We start from the raw sequence: 17,346 nt of genomic DNA, 5'->3' as shown, positions 1-17,346 counted from the left end.
TGCCGCGCGACGGTAAACTCGCGAGCATGCACGGTACCACCACGACCAGCACCCTAGCCGACAAGCTTTTCGCCGCTCGGGAGGCTTCACTCGGGCTTGCGCAAGCGACCACCCAGCAGAAGAACTCCGCACTCGAGTCGCTCGCGGTCGCTCTCGAAGTGAATGCCGAGCGCATTGTCGAGGCCAACGCGCACGACCTGGAGGCGGGCACGGCGAACGGTCTGGGCGACGCGCTGCTCGACCGCCTCCGACTCGACGCCAAGCGTATCGACGCCCTCGCCGCCGCTGTTCGTGAGATCATCGGCCTCACGGATCCGATCGGGCAGTCGGTGCGCGGGATGACGCTGCCGAACGGCCTCAGGGTCAATCAGGTGCGTGTGCCGTTCGGCGTTGTCGGCGCGATCTACGAGGCCCGACCGAACGTGACCATCGACATCGCAAGCCTCGCGCTGAAGAGCGGCAACGCGGTCGTGCTCCGGGGCGGTTCGGCCGCCCAGAACTCGAATCGGGTGCTCGTGGAGCTGATCCAGGATGCGCTCGCTGCAGCCGGTCTCCCGCCTCTCGGAGCCCAGACCATCGATGAGTTCGGACGCGACGGAGCGGCGGAGCTCATGCGCGCCCGCGGCCTCGTCGACGTGCTCATCCCGCGCGGAAGCGCAAACCTCATCAACACCGTCGTCGCCGAGTCGACGGTGCCTGTCATCGAGACCGGCGCCGGCATCGTGCACATCTTCGTCGACGAGAGCGCCCCCACCCAGTGGGCTGTCGACATCGTCCGCAACGCAAAGGTGCAGCGGCCGAGCGTGTGCAACGCCGTCGAGACGGTGCTCATCCATCGCGCCGCATCCGAACGCGTGCTACCCGCCCTCATGCAGGCGATGCGCGATTCTTCGGTCACCGTGCACGCCGATCAGGAGGTGGTCGCGAACTTCCCGGACGCGCTCGTCGCGACCGAGGAGAACTGGTCCACCGAGTACCTGTCGCTCGAACTGTCGGTGCGCATCGTCGACACGCTCGATGAGGCGATCGAGCACATCCGGCGCTATTCAACGCGTCACACGGAGTCGATCGTCACCAACGACCTCGCGAACGCGGAACGGTTCCTGAACGAGGTGGACTCCGCGGTCGTCATGGTGAACGCTTCAACCCGGTTCACGGACGGCGGCGAGTTCGGGTTCGGCGCCGAGGTCGGAATCTCCACGCAGAAGCTGCACGCCCGGGGCCCCATGGGGCTGCCGGAGCTGACGAGCACGAAATGGATCGTCAGGGGCTCGGGTCAGGTGCGCGCGTAAGACCCGGCGCCATCGACGGAACACGGTAGATTGGCTATGGTGCTTGCCGAAGCGCCGAACGGAGAAGAAATGTCACTGCTTGCTGTAGTCGCCGCCAGCGAAGAGCACCTGGCACCCATCTGGATGCCCATCATTTGGTTCGCGATCATTCCCGCCGCGGCATTCATACTCATGGGCCTGATCACCTGGAGCTTCCGCGACGTCTCGAACCGTCACGTCATTCAGTCGCATCGGCATGACGAGGCTGCGCACCAGTAGGTTCGCCAGTGACCATGCCGGCAACCGCGCAAGGACGCGCCCGAATCGGAGTGATGGGCGGCACTTTCGACCCCATCCACCATGGACACCTTGTCGCGGCGAGCGAAGTCGCGCAGTCATTCGACCTTGACGAGGTCGTCTTCGTCCCCACCGGCGAGCCGTACCAGAAGCGCGACGTCACAGCCGGAGAGCATCGCTACCTGATGACCGTGATCGCCACGGCATCCAATCCGCGCTTCACTGTGAGTCGTGTCGACATCGATCGAGGCGGCCCCACCTACACGATCGACACGCTGCGGGAGCTGCAGTCGGCCCGCCCCGACGCCGAGTTGTTCTTCATCTCGGGTGCGGATGCGGTGGCGCAGATTCTGGAATGGAAGAACGCCGAGCAGCTTTTCGATCTCGCTCACTTCGTCGCTGTGACCCGTCCTGGGCACAACCTCACCATTTCCGGATTGCCGCAGGAGCACGTAAGCTTGTTGGAAGTTCCCGCGCTGGCCATTTCTTCGACGGACTGTCGAAGCCGCGTCAGTCGGGGTTTCCCGGTGTGGTACCTGGTTCCCGACGGTGTCGTGCAGTACATCTCCAAGTACCGCTTGTATCGGAGTCTTACGTGACAGCCTGGCAAGATGAGCCGCCCCTGAGCAGGCGAGCGCTTCGCGAACGCGAGCGAGCTCGAGCTCAAAGTGATGCCCAAAACCAACAGGAACCGGCAGCGCAGCCGGAACCCCTGAGCTACACCACCTCGGCGCGTCCGCACATCCCGAGCTACGACGGGCCCTCGTTCCGGAACCGTCCGGTGTCGACCGCGCCGCATCAGCCGGACAACCCCGGCTACCGGATGCGCGATTTCAGCCCGGAGTCCCGTCAGACGCGCGCCGCAACACCGGTCGAGGCGCCGGCTCCGTGGTCGCCGCAGGTGGCCAGCGGAGACCTCAAGTACCAGACCTCGGCGCAGCAGCCAGACGCGAAGTCGTCGGCACGACCGCAGGCGTTCCAGAGCCCCGAGGTGGTGCCGGAATCCCCGGTTGAGCGGACCGTCGCCGAGCAGGCTGCGGCGCAGCCCCCGGTTGAGCACACACTGACCCGCCGCGAGCTGCGTGCGATCCGCAACGCCGCCAGCCCCACCCCGCCGACCCTCATCGAGCCGAACAACGTCGAGCCGAGCGAGCCGCAGGCGATCCCGCTTCCGGTCGTTCTGCCGCCGATCGAGGACGTCTTCCCGGCCAAGCAGGACAGCGCGGTCGAGGTGCATCCGGAGACGCTCGTCGAGGCGCATCCTGAGCCCGAAGCCGAGCCCGAGATCGTCGTGGAAGCCAGCGAGCCGCCATCGTTCACCGCGGTGATCCGCCCTCCGGTGTTCCCGGAGGCGCCGGCAGCGCAGGTGTTCCCCGAGGTCATCGAGCCCACCGTGATCGAACCGGAAGCGGCCCTGCCGGAGCCGCTGATCGAGCCGCTGCTGCGGCCGACCCGTGACTCACACTCGGCGCAGAGTGCGGACGACCTGGTCATCCCTGGAACTCCGGCTGCCAGCGAATTGCCGACCGACCGCGAGGTGGTCGTTGCACCCGAGTTCCACACTCCGCCGCCACCGGCAGTGAACGTCACCGAGCATGACCACGTGACCGGGCACATCCGCGACCTGTCGATCAGCGACGCCATCACGACCAGCGCGCTCGTGCTGCCGTCCCTTCCTGCCGACCCGATCACCAGCGCGGTCAGTCGCAGCGGGGAGGTGCTGGTCACCGGATCGATCGACCTGCCGCGCAGCTTGAGCGCCTTGGGCATCAGCGCGTCGCATGAGACGCGGGACATCGACCTCGACGACGACCTCGAAGACGGTCAGCCGAGTTCTGCGCCGGTGCGCGCCATCCGCGCCGTGAGCAGTTCGCACACGTCCTCGCACGGTCTCATCGCCAGCAAGCGGCACAAGACCGGCCGCTTCCCGATGATGGCTCTCGCGGTGAGCGGTGCGGTCATGGCTGGCGGTGTCGTCGTGCTGCTCGTCGGCGGCGTCGTCTTGAACATCTTCTGATCAGTGATCGACAATCTCTCAACAGTCAGGCCTCAGTGACAGCATCCGATCGCGCACGCGAACTTCTCCGCATCGCCGCTCAGGCGGCGGATTCCAAGCAGGCAGAGGATCTGGTTGCGCTCGATGTGTCGGGCAGGCTTCCGTTCACCGACATCTTCCTGCTCGCAACCGGTCGGAACGAGCGGAACGTCTCGGCGATCGCCGATGAGGTCGAGGACAAGCTCATCGAGCACGGCGCGAAGCCGCTGCGCCGCGAGGGCAAGGCCGAAGGTCGCTGGGTGCTCCTCGACTTCGGTGACATCGTCGTGCACGTGTTCCATGAGTCAGACCGCGTCTATTACTCACTGGAGCGACTGTGGCAGGACAGCCCGACGCTTCCGACCCTCTGACGCTCACCCGGTGGTGGCGCGCGGCTCCGGATGCGGCGGAGCAGGTCCGCGCTGACGTCGACGCCTGGGCGCAGCGCGTCACGGACAGCGGACTGCTCGAGGCGTTCGGCGGGACGGTGGCGGCGGGGGAGCCGCTGCTGGACTTCCTGGAACGGTTCGCTGCCGCGCACTGGGACTTTCGTGCCGGGCGTGAGCGCAACCTGGCCACCGTGCCCGACCTGACTCCTGCGCAGTTGGAGGCGATCGCCGACGCTGTTGGTCCGCTCGGACTCGATGGCACGCCACCGCCGTCGCTGGATAACTATGACACGGTGATCATGACGGGCGGGATGGTGCGAGCGGGCATCGTGAAGCCGCGGCATGTTCGCGAGCTGGTGGATGCGGGTGTCAGCTTTGACGAAGTCACGTTCCTGGGCGCCTTTCGGCCGTTCGCGGGCGATGAGGTGGATCTCGCGAGCGAACTCGGCGTCGAGGGTGATGACGAGTTCGATGCGATGGTGGCGGGGTTGGAGAAATCCTTCGGCCCGTTCCCGCACGGCGAGGTGAGCGAGTACTCGGACGACAGCCCCTTCGCGAGCTGGCGTGATGTGCGCTGGAAGCTCGACGGGATGGACGTGCGCGCGGTCGCGGCACCATCATCCGAACCGGAGCGCAGGCGGGCGCACACCGGCGACACATTCCGGTTCTGGGCCGAGCGCATACCTTCGAGCATCCGCAACGTGCTCGTCGTGACGACCCCGGTGTACGTGCCGTACCAGGCGGCGGTCGCGGTCGAGGTTCTCGGGCTCGAGTACGGGATCACAGTGGAAACGGTCGCGGTGAGCGACAGCGCGAACGACCTCGGTCCGCTCACACAGCGGTTCCTGCCACACCACCAGTTGCAGGAGCTCCGGTCGGCCATCAGGGGCATGCGGAGCCTGGCTTCCGCGTTAGACGATTGCAACATTCCAACGATCACCCGAGTCGTACGCTATGAGTGACGGTGGCGGAGGCGGTTGGCATGCGGATCGGTACAGCCTGGGTGACGATGGCGGTCGCCGGAATGATCTTGGCCGGATGTACCGGAGTGACCGAACCGGGTGCAACTACCACCACCCCGAGTCCGACAGAGGCTGAGGAGCCGACGAGCGTGCCATCTCCCACCGTTCGGGAGTTGGAGCTACCGGAATCTTGCGATGAGCTCGTCGACCTTGACGTGGTGCAGCAGCAGTACGGCGCTGATTACGTCGCGATCGACATCGATCCCGCGCATCCGACCGCTGTCGAGTTCCAGGGACGGGGCGGTCTCGCTTGTCAGTGGGGCATCCCGAATTCGGATGCGGGCGTGACTCTCGGGGTTGCAACACGGGCCACCGCCACCGACGCGGAGCAGGTGGCAGCGTGGGAGTCCGAGGGTTACGCAGAAGGACCCGACTTCCTCGACGAGACCTGGGTGCTCAGCGAGGAGACGGTTCTTGGACCGATGATCACGGCGGGCGTGCTGGTTGAAGGCTACGAGCTGCATCTCACGGCCAACGGCACGAGCGTCGACCCGTTGCTCGTGCTCGCTCGCAACGCCACCGAGAACATGGGTTACGTCTGAGCGGTCAACGCACGGGCGCGACGTGTAGTAATCTAGGTAGTCGTTCCGCTCATCCGGAACGAAGCACGGGTCTGTGGCGCAGCTGGTAGCGCACCTGCATGGCATGCAGGGGGTCAGGGGTTCGAGTCCCCTCAGATCCACCAAATTTTCACCTTATGCGCGTGAGCGCAATGGCTGGCTTCTATCGCTGCTGCCGTTTGTTATCGATGCGTGCTTTCTACAGAAGACGCATCGATAACAAATCGCGTCATCGACCAATTAAGCGGCGACTCAGCTCTCGGTGATGGGTTCCTTCGGCAGCTTGCGCACCTTGCTTCGGCGGCGGCGGTTCGGGATCATCGACCGCATCTCCTCGAACTTGCCGAAGCACAGCAACCGGTCGCCGGCCTGCAGCAGCTGGCCACGACGTGGGTTCGGGATGACGGTCGCGCCGCGGTGCAGCGTCAGCACAGTGATGTCGCGCTCAGTCAGCCCGGATTCGCCGAGCGACGTGCCGACCAGATCTGCTCCGGCGTTGACGACCAATTCGGCAACTCCGTACCCGGTGGAGACCGCCAGCCGCTGGCGTACGTCGATGTCGGGGAACGCGACCTCGTTCGAGATGTAGTCGATGATCGCGCCGGCGACATCGAGCTTGGTGGCTGCCTCGATTCCCTGCAGGCCTGGGGAGGAGTTGACCTCCATCACGAGCGGTCCGTCATGGCCCTCGAGCATGTCGACACCCGCGATCTTCAGCCCCATGATCTGCGCCGAGCGCACCGCGGCGCGAGCATACTCCGGTGTCAGGTCGACCGGCTCAACCGAACCACCGCGGTGCACGTTGGAGCGGAACTCGTCGCCGATGGCACTGCGCCGCATCGCCGCGACAACGCGATCGCCGACCACGAGGGCCCGGATGTCGCGTCCGCGGCTCTCCGCGATGAAACGCTGGATGAGCACGTTCTGGTTGGTGGAGTGCAGCGTCTCGATGATCGCCTCAGCCACCTTGGCTTCCGGCGCGAGGATCACGCCGATGCCCTGCGTGCCCTCGAGCAGCTTGATCACCACGGGAGCTCCGCCGACGCGCTCGATGGCAGGCCGCACATCCGCCCGGTTGCGCACGAACGCCGTCGCAGGCATCCCGATGTTGTGCCGGGACAGGATCTGGGTGGCCCGCAGCTTGTCCCGCGCATTGGTGATGCCGTTGGCGGTGTTCGGTGTGTAAACATCCATTTGTTCGAACTGGCGCACCACCGCGGTCCCGAAGTAGGTGATCGAGTTGCCGATGCGGGGCAGGATCGCGTCGTAGATCGACAACGGGCGGCCGCGGAAATGCAAGTCGGGCTCCGGCCCGGACAGGTCGATCGCGAAACGAAGTGTGTTCAGCACTTTCACGTTGTGCCCGCGCTGCACCGCGGCAGCGCGCAGGCGCTGCGTCGAGTACGAGTGCGGGGCGCGCGAAAGGATGGCGAGTTTCAAACGGTGACCCCTGAGAAGATAGTGAAATGACGCAACCGTCCCATTCAAGCACCATCGCCGGATGGCGCGAGTGGGTGAGCCTTCCCGGCATCGGCGTGCCGTGGATCAAAGCGAAGCTCGACACCGGCGCGCGCACGTCGAGCCTGCACGCGTTCGATGTCGAGGAGCTGGGCGAGGGTGGGGCGCAGCGCGTCCGCTTCTGGGTGCACCCGTGGCAGAACTCGGCCGATGACGCGATCGCCGTCGAATGCCCGATCCACGACCGGCGCATGGTGCGCAGCTCATCCGGCCACGAGGAGGAGCGCATCGTCGTGCTTATGGACGTGGCCATCCTCGGGCGCACCGTCAGCGCGGAGGTCACCCTGAGCAACCGCGACTCGATGGGGTTCCGGATGCTCGTGGGCCGGGAGGCGCTGCGGCAGTCGTTCATCGTCGACCCGGCACGGTCGTTCGTGGGTGGCCGGGCGCCGCGGCGGGTCCGCCTCACCAACCGGGGGCGTTGAACCGCTGTCACGCGCCGCACACCGGGTAGCCGAGTGTTCCCTCATAACCCGGCATCGGCGGCAGGGGCCGAGCGTAGCCTCTGGGTGGTGCTGCCGGCGCATCCGGTGCATCTCACTGTCGAGAGGAGCAGCCCATGCGCGCTGTGGTGTTCGAGGACTACAAGACGTTTCCCGCCCTGAAGGATGTGGAGAGTCCCGTTCCGGGTGCCGGTGAGGTGCTGCTGAAGGTCGCCGGTGCAGGGGCATGCCATTCGGACGTCGCGATTTACGACACCTTCGAGGAGGGGATGCCGGGCGCGCAGCCTCCTGCCTTCACGCTGGGTCACGAGAACTCCGGATGGGTCGAAGAGCTCGGTTCCGGAGTGAGCGGCTTCACCAAGGGCGATGCCTACCTCGTGTACGGTCCCTACGGCTGCCAGCGCTGCCAAGCCTGCTCCCGCGGTCAGGACACGTACTGCGAGAACGTCGCCGAAGTCGGCTCGCTGGGCATCGGTCTCGGACGCGACGGCGGCATGGCCGAGTACGTTGTCGTGCCCGCCCGCAACCTCGTGCCGTTGGGCGACGCTGACCCGGTGAACGCCGCGCCGCTGTCGGATGCGGGGCTGACGCCGTACCACGCGATCAAGAACTCGCTCGACAAGCTGGCCAAGGGCGGTGCGACTGCGCTCGTGATCGGCCTCGGCGGACTAGGCCAGCTGGCCGTCCAGATGCTCAAGGCGATGACGGGCGCGGAGGTGATCGCTACCGACATGAAGGAGGACGCGATGGCACGCGCCGCGCAGTCCGGCGCGAAGACGGTGGGTGGCGGGCCGGACCAGGTGGCCCAGATCCGTGACCTCACCCGTGGTCGTGGCGTCGACGTGGCGCTCGACTTCGTCGGGGTTGCGCCGACAGTCAAGACTGCGATGGCTTCCGTCGCACAGGGCGGGCGGGTCACCATCGTGGGGATCGCCGGCGGCCAGTACACCTGGGATTTCTTCTCGACCCCGTACGAGGCGGAACTCACCAACACCTATTGGGGCACGATCCAGGACCTCTGGGAGGTCGTCGCGATGTACCGCGCCGGCCAATTGAAGCCGGAGGTGGAGCGGTTCAGCATGGACGACGCCCTGGACGCGTACCGCAAGCTGCAGGCTGGGGAGATCTCCGGTCGTGGCGTCGTCGTGCCGCATTCCTGAGAATTTGCCCCACGTTCCGTTTCCGGTCGCGATGACTGTGGACGGTGCGGTGGGAATGTCTGCGGGTCGTGGTGCAGTGAAGTATGGAACAAATCAGCGACCCGGAACAGCCGCCGGCGCCGGATCCGGCGACCCGAGTTGAGCCGTTGCGGTTCGTGTTCGATGCGTTGGACGATGCGATCGGTGGGGTGGAGACCGCGGATCGGATGATCGCGATGATCATGGCGGCACGGGTAAGGCAACTGCAAGCCGTGATCGAGTTGAACGAGCTGAAAGGGATGTTCGGCAAGTCGGTGCCGTGGAAGCAGAACTTGGAGGCGCGGGCGCTGCGGTTGGAGGTGGCGATGCGGCTCAAGATCTCCGAGCGGGCCGCGGAGGGGCAGTTGGCCGAGGCCGACCAGCTAGTGACCAAGCTGCCGGCGACGCTGGCGGGCCTAACAGCAGGTGAGTTCTCCTACCGGCATGCGCAGGTGATGGTCGAGCACAGCATCGGCCTGTCCGATGATGACTGCGCGGCGTTGGAGCAGAGGGCGCTCCCATACGCGGTGAAGCTGACCCCGACGCGGTTCAGCCAGAAGGTGCGCACCCTGCGCCAGTTGCTCCACCCGGAGGTGCTGGCCGAACGGCACCGCGCCGCCCGGGAGCAGAGGCGGGTGGAGTCGTGGCCGGCCGAGGACGGGATGGCCTGGCTGAGCCTGCACCTGAGTGCGGAGGACGCGCTGGGGGCGATGAACCGGATCACGGCCCACGCCAAGCTGCTGTACGGCAAGGAGGGCGAGACGCGCACGGTGGCGCAGATCGGCGCCGACTTCGCCCGCGACCTGATGCTCGACGGGTGCCCACCACGGGCAAGTGCGGTATCCGGCCGAAGGTGTTCGTCACCGTCCCGGTGCTGACCCTGCTCGGAAGGAGCGAGGAACCGGGCAACCTGAACGGGTACGGCCCGATCGACCCACGACTGGGCGCTCACCGGTGAGACCAACCTCGACAACCTGATCGCGCTGTGCCGCAGCCATCACACCCTGAAAACCGCAGGCAAGATCAAGGCCAAAGCCAAACCCGGACGTGGGGTCACCTGGACCGGGCCGATGGGCGGCACGGCCACCACCGAACCAGCCATCACCCTCCGACTATGAAGATCGGCACAGTCCGACTGTGAAGAATCGGCGTGCTCATCGGTGAAGTGCTGGTGAATTTCGCGACGCGCGTCCGGCCGCTGAGGGAACGCTCATCGGACGAAAGATAGGCTTGCCTTACCTGGGCCTGTTAAAACGTGCTGGCCCTAGAACGAAAGGCATGATTCGCATCATGGGTTATATCAAGTCCGCCGCGCTCGAAGAGACCGGCTACGTCGTACTCGACCGCTACAACCAGGAGCTCGACCCCAAGGAGTGGCTCGACCTCGAGTACGTCGACTGGAAGTCATCCGGTGACACCCGCTTCGCGCCGCTCGCGAGCGCCAAGGGTGAGATCGAGGTCAACGGCTTCTGGAATCACCAGCCGCCGCGCACCGACAAGGACGGGGTCTGGATCCCGTCGCAGGTTGAGAAGGCTCCCAACCTGACCCGTCGTGCGCAGGAACCGGGCGCGAACGTCGGCCGCTGCCGCGTGATCGAGTTGCAGCCGAACAGCTACGCGGATGCCCTCTACAACCTGCACCAGGACGACAACAACCGTCTCAACCCTGACGGCACCGGCTGGATCGTCCGCGGGTTCTTCAACCTCACCGACGACAAGGACAGCTACTTCGTGCTGCGCGACAACCGCACCGACCCGAGCGTCGAGTACCGGATCGCGCTGCCCGCGGGAGCCCAGCTGATCGTCGACACTCAGCGGCTGTGGCATGCCACGTCGCACCCGGGCGCCGAGCCGCGCTACTGCCTGATCACCTCGTGGGAGTCCGGCCCGGAGCTGGACGCTTACATCGCGAAGCACAACGGCGTCAACCGGGTGCCGAACGTAGAGGTGCCGCAGGAGCTGCTCGACGCCGGCCAGGCCGAGCAGACCCGCCGCCTCGAGGCGCGTGCCGCCTACTACGCCGCCAAGGGCAAGGCCGAGGCCACCGCGATGAGCGAGGCCTGATTACTTAGCGCGGATGCCCCGGTCTTCGGACCGGGGCATCCGTCGTCTTGGGGGTCGCTGGGAGCCCTACGGCGTGATGACCACCTTGCCGAGTGAACGTCCGGCACCGACGTGGGCGAGCGCCTGCGGCACCTGGTCAAGCGAGAACGTCCGGTCGATCCGGATGCCCAACTCGCCGGCGACGCAGCGCTCGGCAACCGGCGTGAAGTGTCTTGGTCCCTCGTGCGCCACGAGCAGACCCAGGTGCCGACCGGTCAGACCGCCCAGCGCGGCGCCGAGCGTCACCACCCGCAGCAGAGTTCGCACAGTACCGCCGACGCACAGGTAGCGACCACCAGGCGCCAATGCCCGCCGGTAGGCGAACACCGAGCGATGCGCGACGAGATCGAGCACGAGGTCGAACGGCCCACGTCGGGTGAAATCGTCCCGACGGTAATCGATGACATCATCGGCGCCGAGGTCGCGCATGAAATCGAGCTTGTGATCGTTGTCGACCCCGGTCACATGGGCGCCGGCCAACTTGGCGAGTTGGATCGCGAACGTGCCTGCCCCGCCTCCCGCCCCATTGATGAGCACCCGCTGACCGGCGCGGGCGCTGGCTGTTCCTTGGGTCGCGATCGCACCCGCCTGGGGGATGGTCGAAGCCTCGGCGAAGCTCAACTCCGGCGGCTTGCGCGCGAGCGCGGTCTCGGCCACCACAGCGTAATCGGCGAAACCGCCCATGAGGGCGAGATTGTCGCCGTACACCTCGTCGCCGACCTGCCAACTGGTGACACCCGAGCCGACGGCCGTGACCTGCCCCGCGATGTCGGAGCCGAGTACCTTGCGCCCGGGCGCGAACAGTCCGTTCAGGCGCGCGTATCCGGGGTTCCCCGTCAGCATCTCCCAATCAGACAGGTTGATCGAGGTGGCTGCCACCTTCACAAGCACCTGCTTTTCGCCGGGCGACGGCACCGGACACTCCTCCAGTCGCAGCACGTCAGGCGGTCCGTATCGGTCGTAGACGACGGCTCTCATGCGCTCATTCCCACCGGCGGGCATGCGACAAAGCCTAGCGAGGCGACTACGTCCGGAACGGCACCCCTACATCGGCACCACCCTCACGGGTGAGGCGCGCCCCCATCGTGACCATGGTGGGAGCGGGTACGAAACTGCCGGCGAACAGCGCCTCGCCCTGCCGGAATCGTGGGGAGCGGGCAAGCATCGCGAGAGGCACGAAGCCGAAGATGCGCGCAAGCTCGTCGAGGTCGATGGGGGAGGTCATCTTCATCAGCGCCAGGTTGTCGCATTGGGAGATGATGCTCGAGTGGATGCGTGACGGACGCTGCGTAGAAAGCAGGAGCCACAAGCCGAATTTGCGCCCTTCCGCCGCAATCTGGATGATCCGCTCCCGCACGGCGACATGCAGTGGGCTGGTCTCGTCCGGCGAGCACAAGTTGTGGGCCTCATCGATCACGATCAGGATCGGACGGCGTTCTTCTCGCCGCGCCCACAGGTCCTCGAGCACGGCCATCGCAACGACCAGTGATTCATCCGGGAACTCAAAGCCACCCAGGTCGAGAACGGTCGCATCCGGACGAGCGTTGATGACCTCCGTTACTGGTTCCAGCTTTCCCGCCCAGACACTCCAATCCGTCAATCTGAGGTTCTCGATGCGTGCCGCGAGCGCTGCCGAGGTCCCAGTGCCGCGTTCACGGAGTCTCGGCACGATCTTCGCTGTATCCATCGTGCCGAGGGTCTCTTCCAGGTGCATGAGTTCGTTGTACTCCGCACGATTCTCAAGTGGATCGAGGCGCAGAATTGCCGCCTTCGCCCGCACCGGAAGGTCGAGGTACCGCACGCGCAGCGGGTCCGTGTTCGATGACGACGGTCGAAGGATTCGGATGTTCCGCTCGGACAGAATGCGGGACTCATCCGAGTCTTCGCTCCCGCTGGGTTCGCGGAGCTTCACGAAATCAGCGTTCGGGTCGAGTACCACGATCGGGAGGCGGGTGCACACGAGCAGCTGTTCGAGCACAACGCCGAGCGCATAGGTCTTACCCGACCCGCTCTGACCGCACCAGAACGTGTGTCGATTGAACCGCCGGGGGAGGAGGTGCGCAGGAGTGCCTTCAGAACCGAGGTGTGAACCGATGTGCAACAACTGCCCTGTGTCCCCGTACAAGAGCTCGAATGTGGCAGCATCCGCCTTCTCCATCTGCGCCGTTGCGAAGGTGACCGGTCGGGAATCGTCTACGCGGCCCTCCATGATGACGCCGAGGATGGTGCCCGTTCCGTGTATGGTCCCGCGCTTGCCGAGGATGACATCGTGGACCTGACCGAGCTGGGCGGAGCCTTCGTGGCTGCGCAGGGTGACGAAACCGCCCGGGTCGAAGGTCGCCCCACGACCACCCTCGAACTGGAAATGTCGACCGTCCAGCGACGCCGCAGTGGAACCGCCGCCCGGAGTCTCAGGCTTCATCATCGCCATCCTTGGGGCACATTTCTCGCAAAGGGTAGCGTCGCCCTTGCGGCACCGAGTCATCCCCCAAGGGTGAGGCAGTCGCAACACCCCACGGTTAGTTTCGTGCCGTGTGAGGTGATGACTCGTGACCGATCCTGGAAGCGCTGAGATGCAAAGACGGATTGATGAGCTCGAAGCTGAAAACTCCCGACTCCGGGACCCAGCCGAGAGCACCGTCCCGGGGCAGTCCGGCGTGGCCAGACGCAGCTGGGCGTGGACGCTGCTCGCCGCGGTGCTGATCACGATTGGCGCGATTCTCGCGCCGGTGGCCGTCATCGCCTCATGGTCGAAAACCGAACTGACCGACACCGGGCAGTTCGTGGCCGCTTACGCACCGCTGGCCAACGACCCCGAGGTTCAGGCGTACATCACCGACGAGATCATCGCCGTCATCAACGAGCGGGTGGATGTTGAGGAGCTCACCACGCAAGTGATCGACGGCATCATCGCTCTGGGCACCGGACCAGCTGCCACCGACGCGCTCAACCTGCTCAAGGGGCCAGCTGCCTCGGGTATCGAGAATCTCATCCGGAATGGTGTGACACGGTTCGTCGCATCCGACGCCTTCGCAAATGTCTGGGCAGCAGCGCTGCGCGTCAGTCACACGCAGCTGGTCGCGGCGATGCAGAACGATCCGGATGCCGCACTCACGATCAGTCGGGAGGGCGCGGTCGGCATTCAACTCGGGCCCATCATCGAAGAAGTCAAGGCTGCACTGCTCAGGCAGGGCATCGATATCGCGAGCCGGATCCCGGCGGTCGACCGCACGATCGAGGTCGCCCAGTCTGATGCATTGCCGACGGTGCAAGTCGTGTACGGACTGACCGTCACTCTTGGGACTTGGCTTCCTTGGATTGCCATCATTCTGCTCGCGGCGGGAGTGCTCGTCGCGCGGCGCCGAGTGATCGCGCTGATCTGGGCGGCCGTGGCTCTCGCTCTGGCGATGATCCTGACGCTTTCGGCGTTCGCAGTCGGCAATGTCGCGTTCACCTCCGCCGTCAGCCAGACCGATCTTCCCGTGGACGTCGCGAGCCTGCTCTACGAGACCGTTGCGACTGACATGCGCGCCACGGCTGTTGCAGTGCTGGTGCTCGCGCTCGTCGTCGCCGTCGTGGCGTGGATGGCCGGACCGTTCGAGGTTCCTCGGCGACTCAGGGCTCTCGCCCGTGAAGGAGCTGGCCGCCTGCGCGGATCCGCTGAGCGGCACGGGGTGACCACGGGGCGGACGGGTGAGTGGTTCTACCAACAGCGGGTGCTCTTGCGTGCGCTTATCGGTGCGGTTGCCGCCATAGTGGTGTTGTTCGTGCGACCGCTCACACCGGGGTTGATCATCTGGACGCTGGTGCTCGCGGTCATCGCTCTATGGATCCTGGAGCTCGTGCAACGACCTGTCGTCACCGTCCCGGCGGAGCGAGCCCTGAACGTGACGACAGAGCCCTGAATCTCACGGCGCCGGGTCGGTCGGCGCGGGCGGGGCGGCGATGCTCAGCCACGCGTTGGGATCCTTGCCGGCCTGGGACTTACGGCCCTGTGAGGTGCCATCCCTGAGCTGCTGCAGCTGCCGGTCGACCTCTGCCTTCGCCGTCACTGCAGCGAGCTGCCGTTCCAGGTCCTCGTCCGGCGGCGCTGTGAGGTCACGGAAGGCACCGCTGGAAAGCAGCTCATCGGTTGCGTCTGCTCGGGCCTGCATCTGGGCGATCCGATCCTTGGCCCGGTCGAGACTGACGCCCACCTCGGTCATCTGTGAGCTCATGCCGGTGGCGGCCTCGTTCGCCTTCACTCGCGCGGCAGAGGCCGTGTAGCTGGCCTTGATGGCTTCCTTCTCGGTCCGGAACGCGTCGATTCGATCGGCGAGTCTGCGCTCGTTCTCCTGCAGTTGAGCCTGCTGTTTCTGCAGCGAGGTGTGCTGATCACGCAGCATGCTGACCTGGTTCTCGAGAAGCGCGCGACGCTCCAAGGCAACGCGGGCCAGGTCTTCCCGTCCTTGGCTCAACGCCTCGCCAGCCTGATCGGTCAAGCGCTGATAGCGGGCCCCCATCTCCTGCCCTTGAAGTTCGACGCGCTTCTTCGCCGTCGCAACCTCGGCTACCCCCTGCCGAACCTCGTACAGCATCCTCACCTGCTGCTCATAGCTGTCATCGAGGGTCTCTCGTGGGTCCTCCATGCTGTCCAGCACGCGGGTGGTCTTGCTGCGGAAGATGGTTCGCAACCGGGCCGCAACGCTCATGATGCTCTCCTAATCAGGCGCTCCATCGATGGCTGGCGGTCAGGCTCGGATACGACGTCGTTCCGATTGAGCGCGTGCAACTCTTGCACCCCAGCGCGCAACGCGATTACTTCCCGATCGACGTCGGAACGCAGCGCGGTCAGCGTGTCGTCGGTGAGTTCTCCGAGACCTGTTGTGACGGCTGAGCGCAGCCGCCGCACTGACCCGGCGAGCTCATCAACCTGCCGCGAAGCGTCAGGCAGCCACTCGGCCAGAACCGCGCCATCCTGCTCGCTTTCCATCAACCGCAATTGCCTCTCCAGCGCTTCAGCGGCGATTCGGATGCGGCGAAAGAGGCGCGGGACTTCTCCGTGTGGGCCGTCGTTATGCGCCGCGAAGTCGACCGCCGCCTGGCCGCTGTCGAGAGTGTCCCGCAGGCGCACGCGCAGCATCAGAACCTTCTGTTGGTCGCCCCAACTGAAGCGCGCACGAGTGCGCAGTGCCGCACCGCCGAGGGTCCGACTGTTGCGAATCCGCTTGTACAGCGTCCGCACGATCACGACTACCATGACGATCGATGTGAGGGCGATCATCGCAAGGGTTGCCAACACCCATCCCAGTACGTCCACGCTAACCACGAGCCTTCCGTCTTGGGATTCATCGGTGCGCAAATCCCTGACTGTGGAGCAAAGAGTACGCGGGACGGTTGCAATTGCGCCTAGAAAACTTTCGCCGAAGCCGGACGCTAAGGCATTCGGCAATTGCTCAGCGAGCGGCATAAATCGGCACTGGCGCTCGTTACTACAGCATGAGCAGCGAAGACCCGCTGGACGCCTACTCGCAGGTGGTGATGCGCGTCGCCGAAAGTCTGCTGCCGAGTGTAGCCAGCGTGCAGGTGGAGACCGCACGCGGACGCGGAGCCGGCAGTGCGTCAGTGGTCGGCGCGGATGGGTTCCTGCTCACCAGCGCTCACGTTGTCACCGGGGCGCGTGCAGTCGTGGCCGCCTTCGCCGACGGCACCGAGGTAGCCGCCGACGTGTTCGGCCGAGATACGTTGTCCGACCTGGCCGTGCTGCGCGCGAAGGGACCTGTGCCGCGGCCAGTGGTGCTCGGTGACGCCGCAGAACTCCGGGTCGGTCAGCTGGTGGTCGCCGTGGGCAACCCCCTCGGCATGGCCGGCAGCGTGACCGCGGGGATCGTATCCGGGCTCGGACGATCCCTCCCAACGCCATCCGGCCGGGTGATCGATGAGGTCATCCAGACGGATGCCGCGCTCAACCCTGGAAACAGCGGCGGCGCTCTGGCTGACAGCGCCGGTCGCATGGTCGGCGTCAACACCGCCGCGGCCGGAATGGGGCTTGGGCTCGCGGTGCCCATCAACGCGACCACGCGCGAGATCATCACAACGCTGATGACCCGCGGTCGCGTGCGCCGGGCGTGGCTGGGCATCGCCAGCATGCAAGTCCCGCTCGCACCGGACCTCGCGGCGAAGGTAGGCTCGCCCACCGGGTTAGAGGTTGCCCAGGTGGTCACGGGCAGCCCGGCCGATGAAGCCGGCCTCTACCGCGGCGACATCATCGTGCACCTGGACCATCAGCGAGTCGTCACCGCAACGGCCGTTCAGCGCCTGATGGTGGAGGACGCCATCGATCGCCCAATCGAGATCACGGTGTGGCGAAACGGCGCTCTCGTGGATGTCATCACCCGTCCGCGGGAGCTCCAGGAGACCTGACGAAGCGCCGCCGCCAGCACGCTGACGATTTTTCTCGCGGCGGATTGTGCGCTTATGATGACCGTGTCATCAGTCGATGCCCTCGCAATTACCGTCCGTTTCGGGTGCCGAATCGGACCGCAAGAAAG

Annotated in this window: 18 protein-coding genes and 1 tRNA gene; 14 read left to right on the top strand and 5 right to left on the bottom strand. The window is 65.7% G+C overall.

The features are described 5' to 3' along the window. Positions 1-26: 26 nt before the first annotated feature. The 8 genes from IRG63_RS07655 to IRG63_RS07620 all read left to right on the top strand — a co-directional run bounded on the left by IRG63_RS07655 (position 27) and on the right by IRG63_RS07620 (position 5,699). Complete coding sequence (locus IRG63_RS07655) at positions 27-1,292, top strand: glutamate-5-semialdehyde dehydrogenase (protein ID WP_193509733.1); 1,266 nt, start codon at positions 27-29, stop codon at positions 1,290-1,292. 36 nt (positions 1,293-1,328) lie between these two features. Further along, the gene (locus IRG63_RS07650) at positions 1,329-1,550 is read left to right on the top strand and encodes a hypothetical protein (RefSeq protein ID WP_227411923.1); all 222 of its coding nucleotides are present in this window, start codon (positions 1,329-1,331) and stop codon (positions 1,548-1,550) included. A 14-nt stretch (positions 1,551-1,564) separates the two neighbouring features. Beyond that, entirely contained in the window at positions 1,565-2,167 is a 603-nt protein-coding gene (nadD, locus tag IRG63_RS07645; protein WP_168627714.1) for a nicotinate-nucleotide adenylyltransferase, read from the top strand. A 182-nt stretch (positions 2,168-2,349) separates the two neighbouring features. After that, entirely contained in the window at positions 2,350-3,585 is a 1,236-nt protein-coding gene (locus IRG63_RS07640; protein WP_193509732.1) for a hypothetical protein, read from the top strand. Between the two features lie 35 nt (positions 3,586-3,620). Continuing rightward, the gene (gene rsfS, locus IRG63_RS07635) at positions 3,621-3,974 is read left to right on the top strand and encodes a ribosome silencing factor (protein WP_168627030.1); all 354 of its coding nucleotides are present in this window, start codon (positions 3,621-3,623) and stop codon (positions 3,972-3,974) included. After that, positions 3,941-4,954, top strand: coding sequence for a hypothetical protein (locus tag IRG63_RS07630; protein WP_193509731.1), 1,014 nt, complete (start codon positions 3,941-3,943; stop codon positions 4,952-4,954). Before rsfS ends, IRG63_RS07630 begins: the two co-directional genes overlap by 34 nt. 20 nt (positions 4,955-4,974) lie before the next feature. Further along, positions 4,975-5,556 (top strand): hypothetical protein, encoded by a 582-nt coding sequence (locus IRG63_RS07625; RefSeq protein WP_193509730.1) that lies wholly within the window; start codon positions 4,975-4,977, stop codon positions 5,554-5,556. A gap of 67 nt (positions 5,557-5,623) precedes the next feature. Beyond that, positions 5,624-5,699: transfer RNA gene (locus IRG63_RS07620), tRNA-Ala, on the top strand. Positions 5,700-5,826: 127 nt separating this feature from the next. Here IRG63_RS07620 and IRG63_RS07615 read toward each other — a convergent pair. Further along, positions 5,827-7,014, bottom strand: coding sequence for a RimK family alpha-L-glutamate ligase (locus IRG63_RS07615; RefSeq protein ID WP_168627033.1), 1,188 nt, complete (start codon positions 7,012-7,014; stop codon positions 5,827-5,829). Between the two features lie 26 nt (positions 7,015-7,040). Here IRG63_RS07615 and IRG63_RS07610 point away from each other — a divergent pair, with 26 nt between their 5' ends. The 4 genes from IRG63_RS07610 to IRG63_RS07595 all read left to right on the top strand — a co-directional run bounded on the left by IRG63_RS07610 (position 7,041) and on the right by IRG63_RS07595 (position 10,777). Beyond that, the gene (locus IRG63_RS07610) at positions 7,041-7,517 is read left to right on the top strand and encodes a RimK/LysX family protein (RefSeq protein WP_168627034.1); all 477 of its coding nucleotides are present in this window, start codon (positions 7,041-7,043) and stop codon (positions 7,515-7,517) included. Between the two features lie 134 nt (positions 7,518-7,651). Then, positions 7,652-8,695 (top strand): NAD(P)-dependent alcohol dehydrogenase, encoded by a 1,044-nt coding sequence (locus tag IRG63_RS07605; RefSeq protein ID WP_193509729.1) that lies wholly within the window; start codon positions 7,652-7,654, stop codon positions 8,693-8,695. An 83-nt stretch (positions 8,696-8,778) separates the two neighbouring features. Next, positions 8,779-9,591, top strand: a complete 813-nt coding sequence (locus IRG63_RS07600; protein WP_193509728.1) for a DUF222 domain-containing protein — start codon at positions 8,779-8,781, stop codon at positions 9,589-9,591. Positions 9,592-10,003: 412 nt separating this feature from the next. Next, positions 10,004-10,777, top strand: coding sequence for a hypothetical protein (locus IRG63_RS07595; protein ID WP_168627716.1), 774 nt, complete (start codon positions 10,004-10,006; stop codon positions 10,775-10,777). 66 nt (positions 10,778-10,843) lie between these two features. Here IRG63_RS07595 and IRG63_RS07590 read toward each other — a convergent pair whose 3' ends face one another. Beyond that, positions 10,844-11,794: an NAD(P)-dependent alcohol dehydrogenase gene (locus IRG63_RS07590; protein ID WP_193509727.1), complete on the bottom strand. Its 951-nt coding sequence runs from the start codon at positions 11,792-11,794 to the stop codon at positions 10,844-10,846. Positions 11,795-11,840: 46 nt separating this feature from the next. Continuing rightward, positions 11,841-13,238 carry an ATP-binding protein gene (locus tag IRG63_RS07585; RefSeq protein WP_227411921.1) on the bottom strand — a complete coding sequence of 466 codons (1,398 nt, stop codon included), beginning with the start codon at positions 13,236-13,238 and terminating at the stop codon, positions 11,841-11,843. A 235-nt stretch (positions 13,239-13,473) separates the two neighbouring features. Here IRG63_RS07585 and IRG63_RS07580 point away from each other — a divergent pair, with 235 nt between their 5' ends. Further along, on the top strand, positions 13,474-14,721 hold the full coding sequence (locus tag IRG63_RS07580) for a hypothetical protein (RefSeq protein ID WP_370566201.1): 1,248 nt from the start codon (positions 13,474-13,476) through the stop codon (positions 14,719-14,721). Between the two features lie 3 nt (positions 14,722-14,724). Here IRG63_RS07580 and IRG63_RS07575 read toward each other — a convergent pair whose 3' ends face one another. Together IRG63_RS07575 and IRG63_RS07570 are read right to left on the bottom strand one after the other, a co-directional pair. Next, the gene (locus IRG63_RS07575; RefSeq protein WP_168627039.1) at positions 14,725-15,507 is read right to left on the bottom strand and encodes a PspA/IM30 family protein; all 783 of its coding nucleotides are present in this window, start codon (positions 15,505-15,507) and stop codon (positions 14,725-14,727) included. Beyond that, positions 15,504-16,157: a hypothetical protein gene (locus tag IRG63_RS07570; protein WP_168627040.1), complete on the bottom strand. Its 654-nt coding sequence runs from the start codon at positions 16,155-16,157 to the stop codon at positions 15,504-15,506. The genes IRG63_RS07575 and IRG63_RS07570 overlap by 4 nt, the downstream gene beginning before the upstream one ends. Positions 16,158-16,294: 137 nt before the next feature. Between IRG63_RS07570 and IRG63_RS07565 the strand changes: the two genes are divergently transcribed. After that, positions 16,295-17,218, top strand: coding sequence for a S1C family serine protease (locus IRG63_RS07565; RefSeq protein ID WP_193509725.1), 924 nt, complete (start codon positions 16,295-16,297; stop codon positions 17,216-17,218). Positions 17,219-17,346: the final 128 nt, after the last annotated feature.

The organism is Cryobacterium sp. BB736, assembly GCF_014980265.1.
GTDB lineage: Bacteria > Actinomycetota > Actinomycetes > Actinomycetales > Microbacteriaceae > Terrimesophilobacter.
Note: the sequence above shows the minus strand (reverse complement) of the source record. Positions and strands in the feature narration are given on the sequence as shown.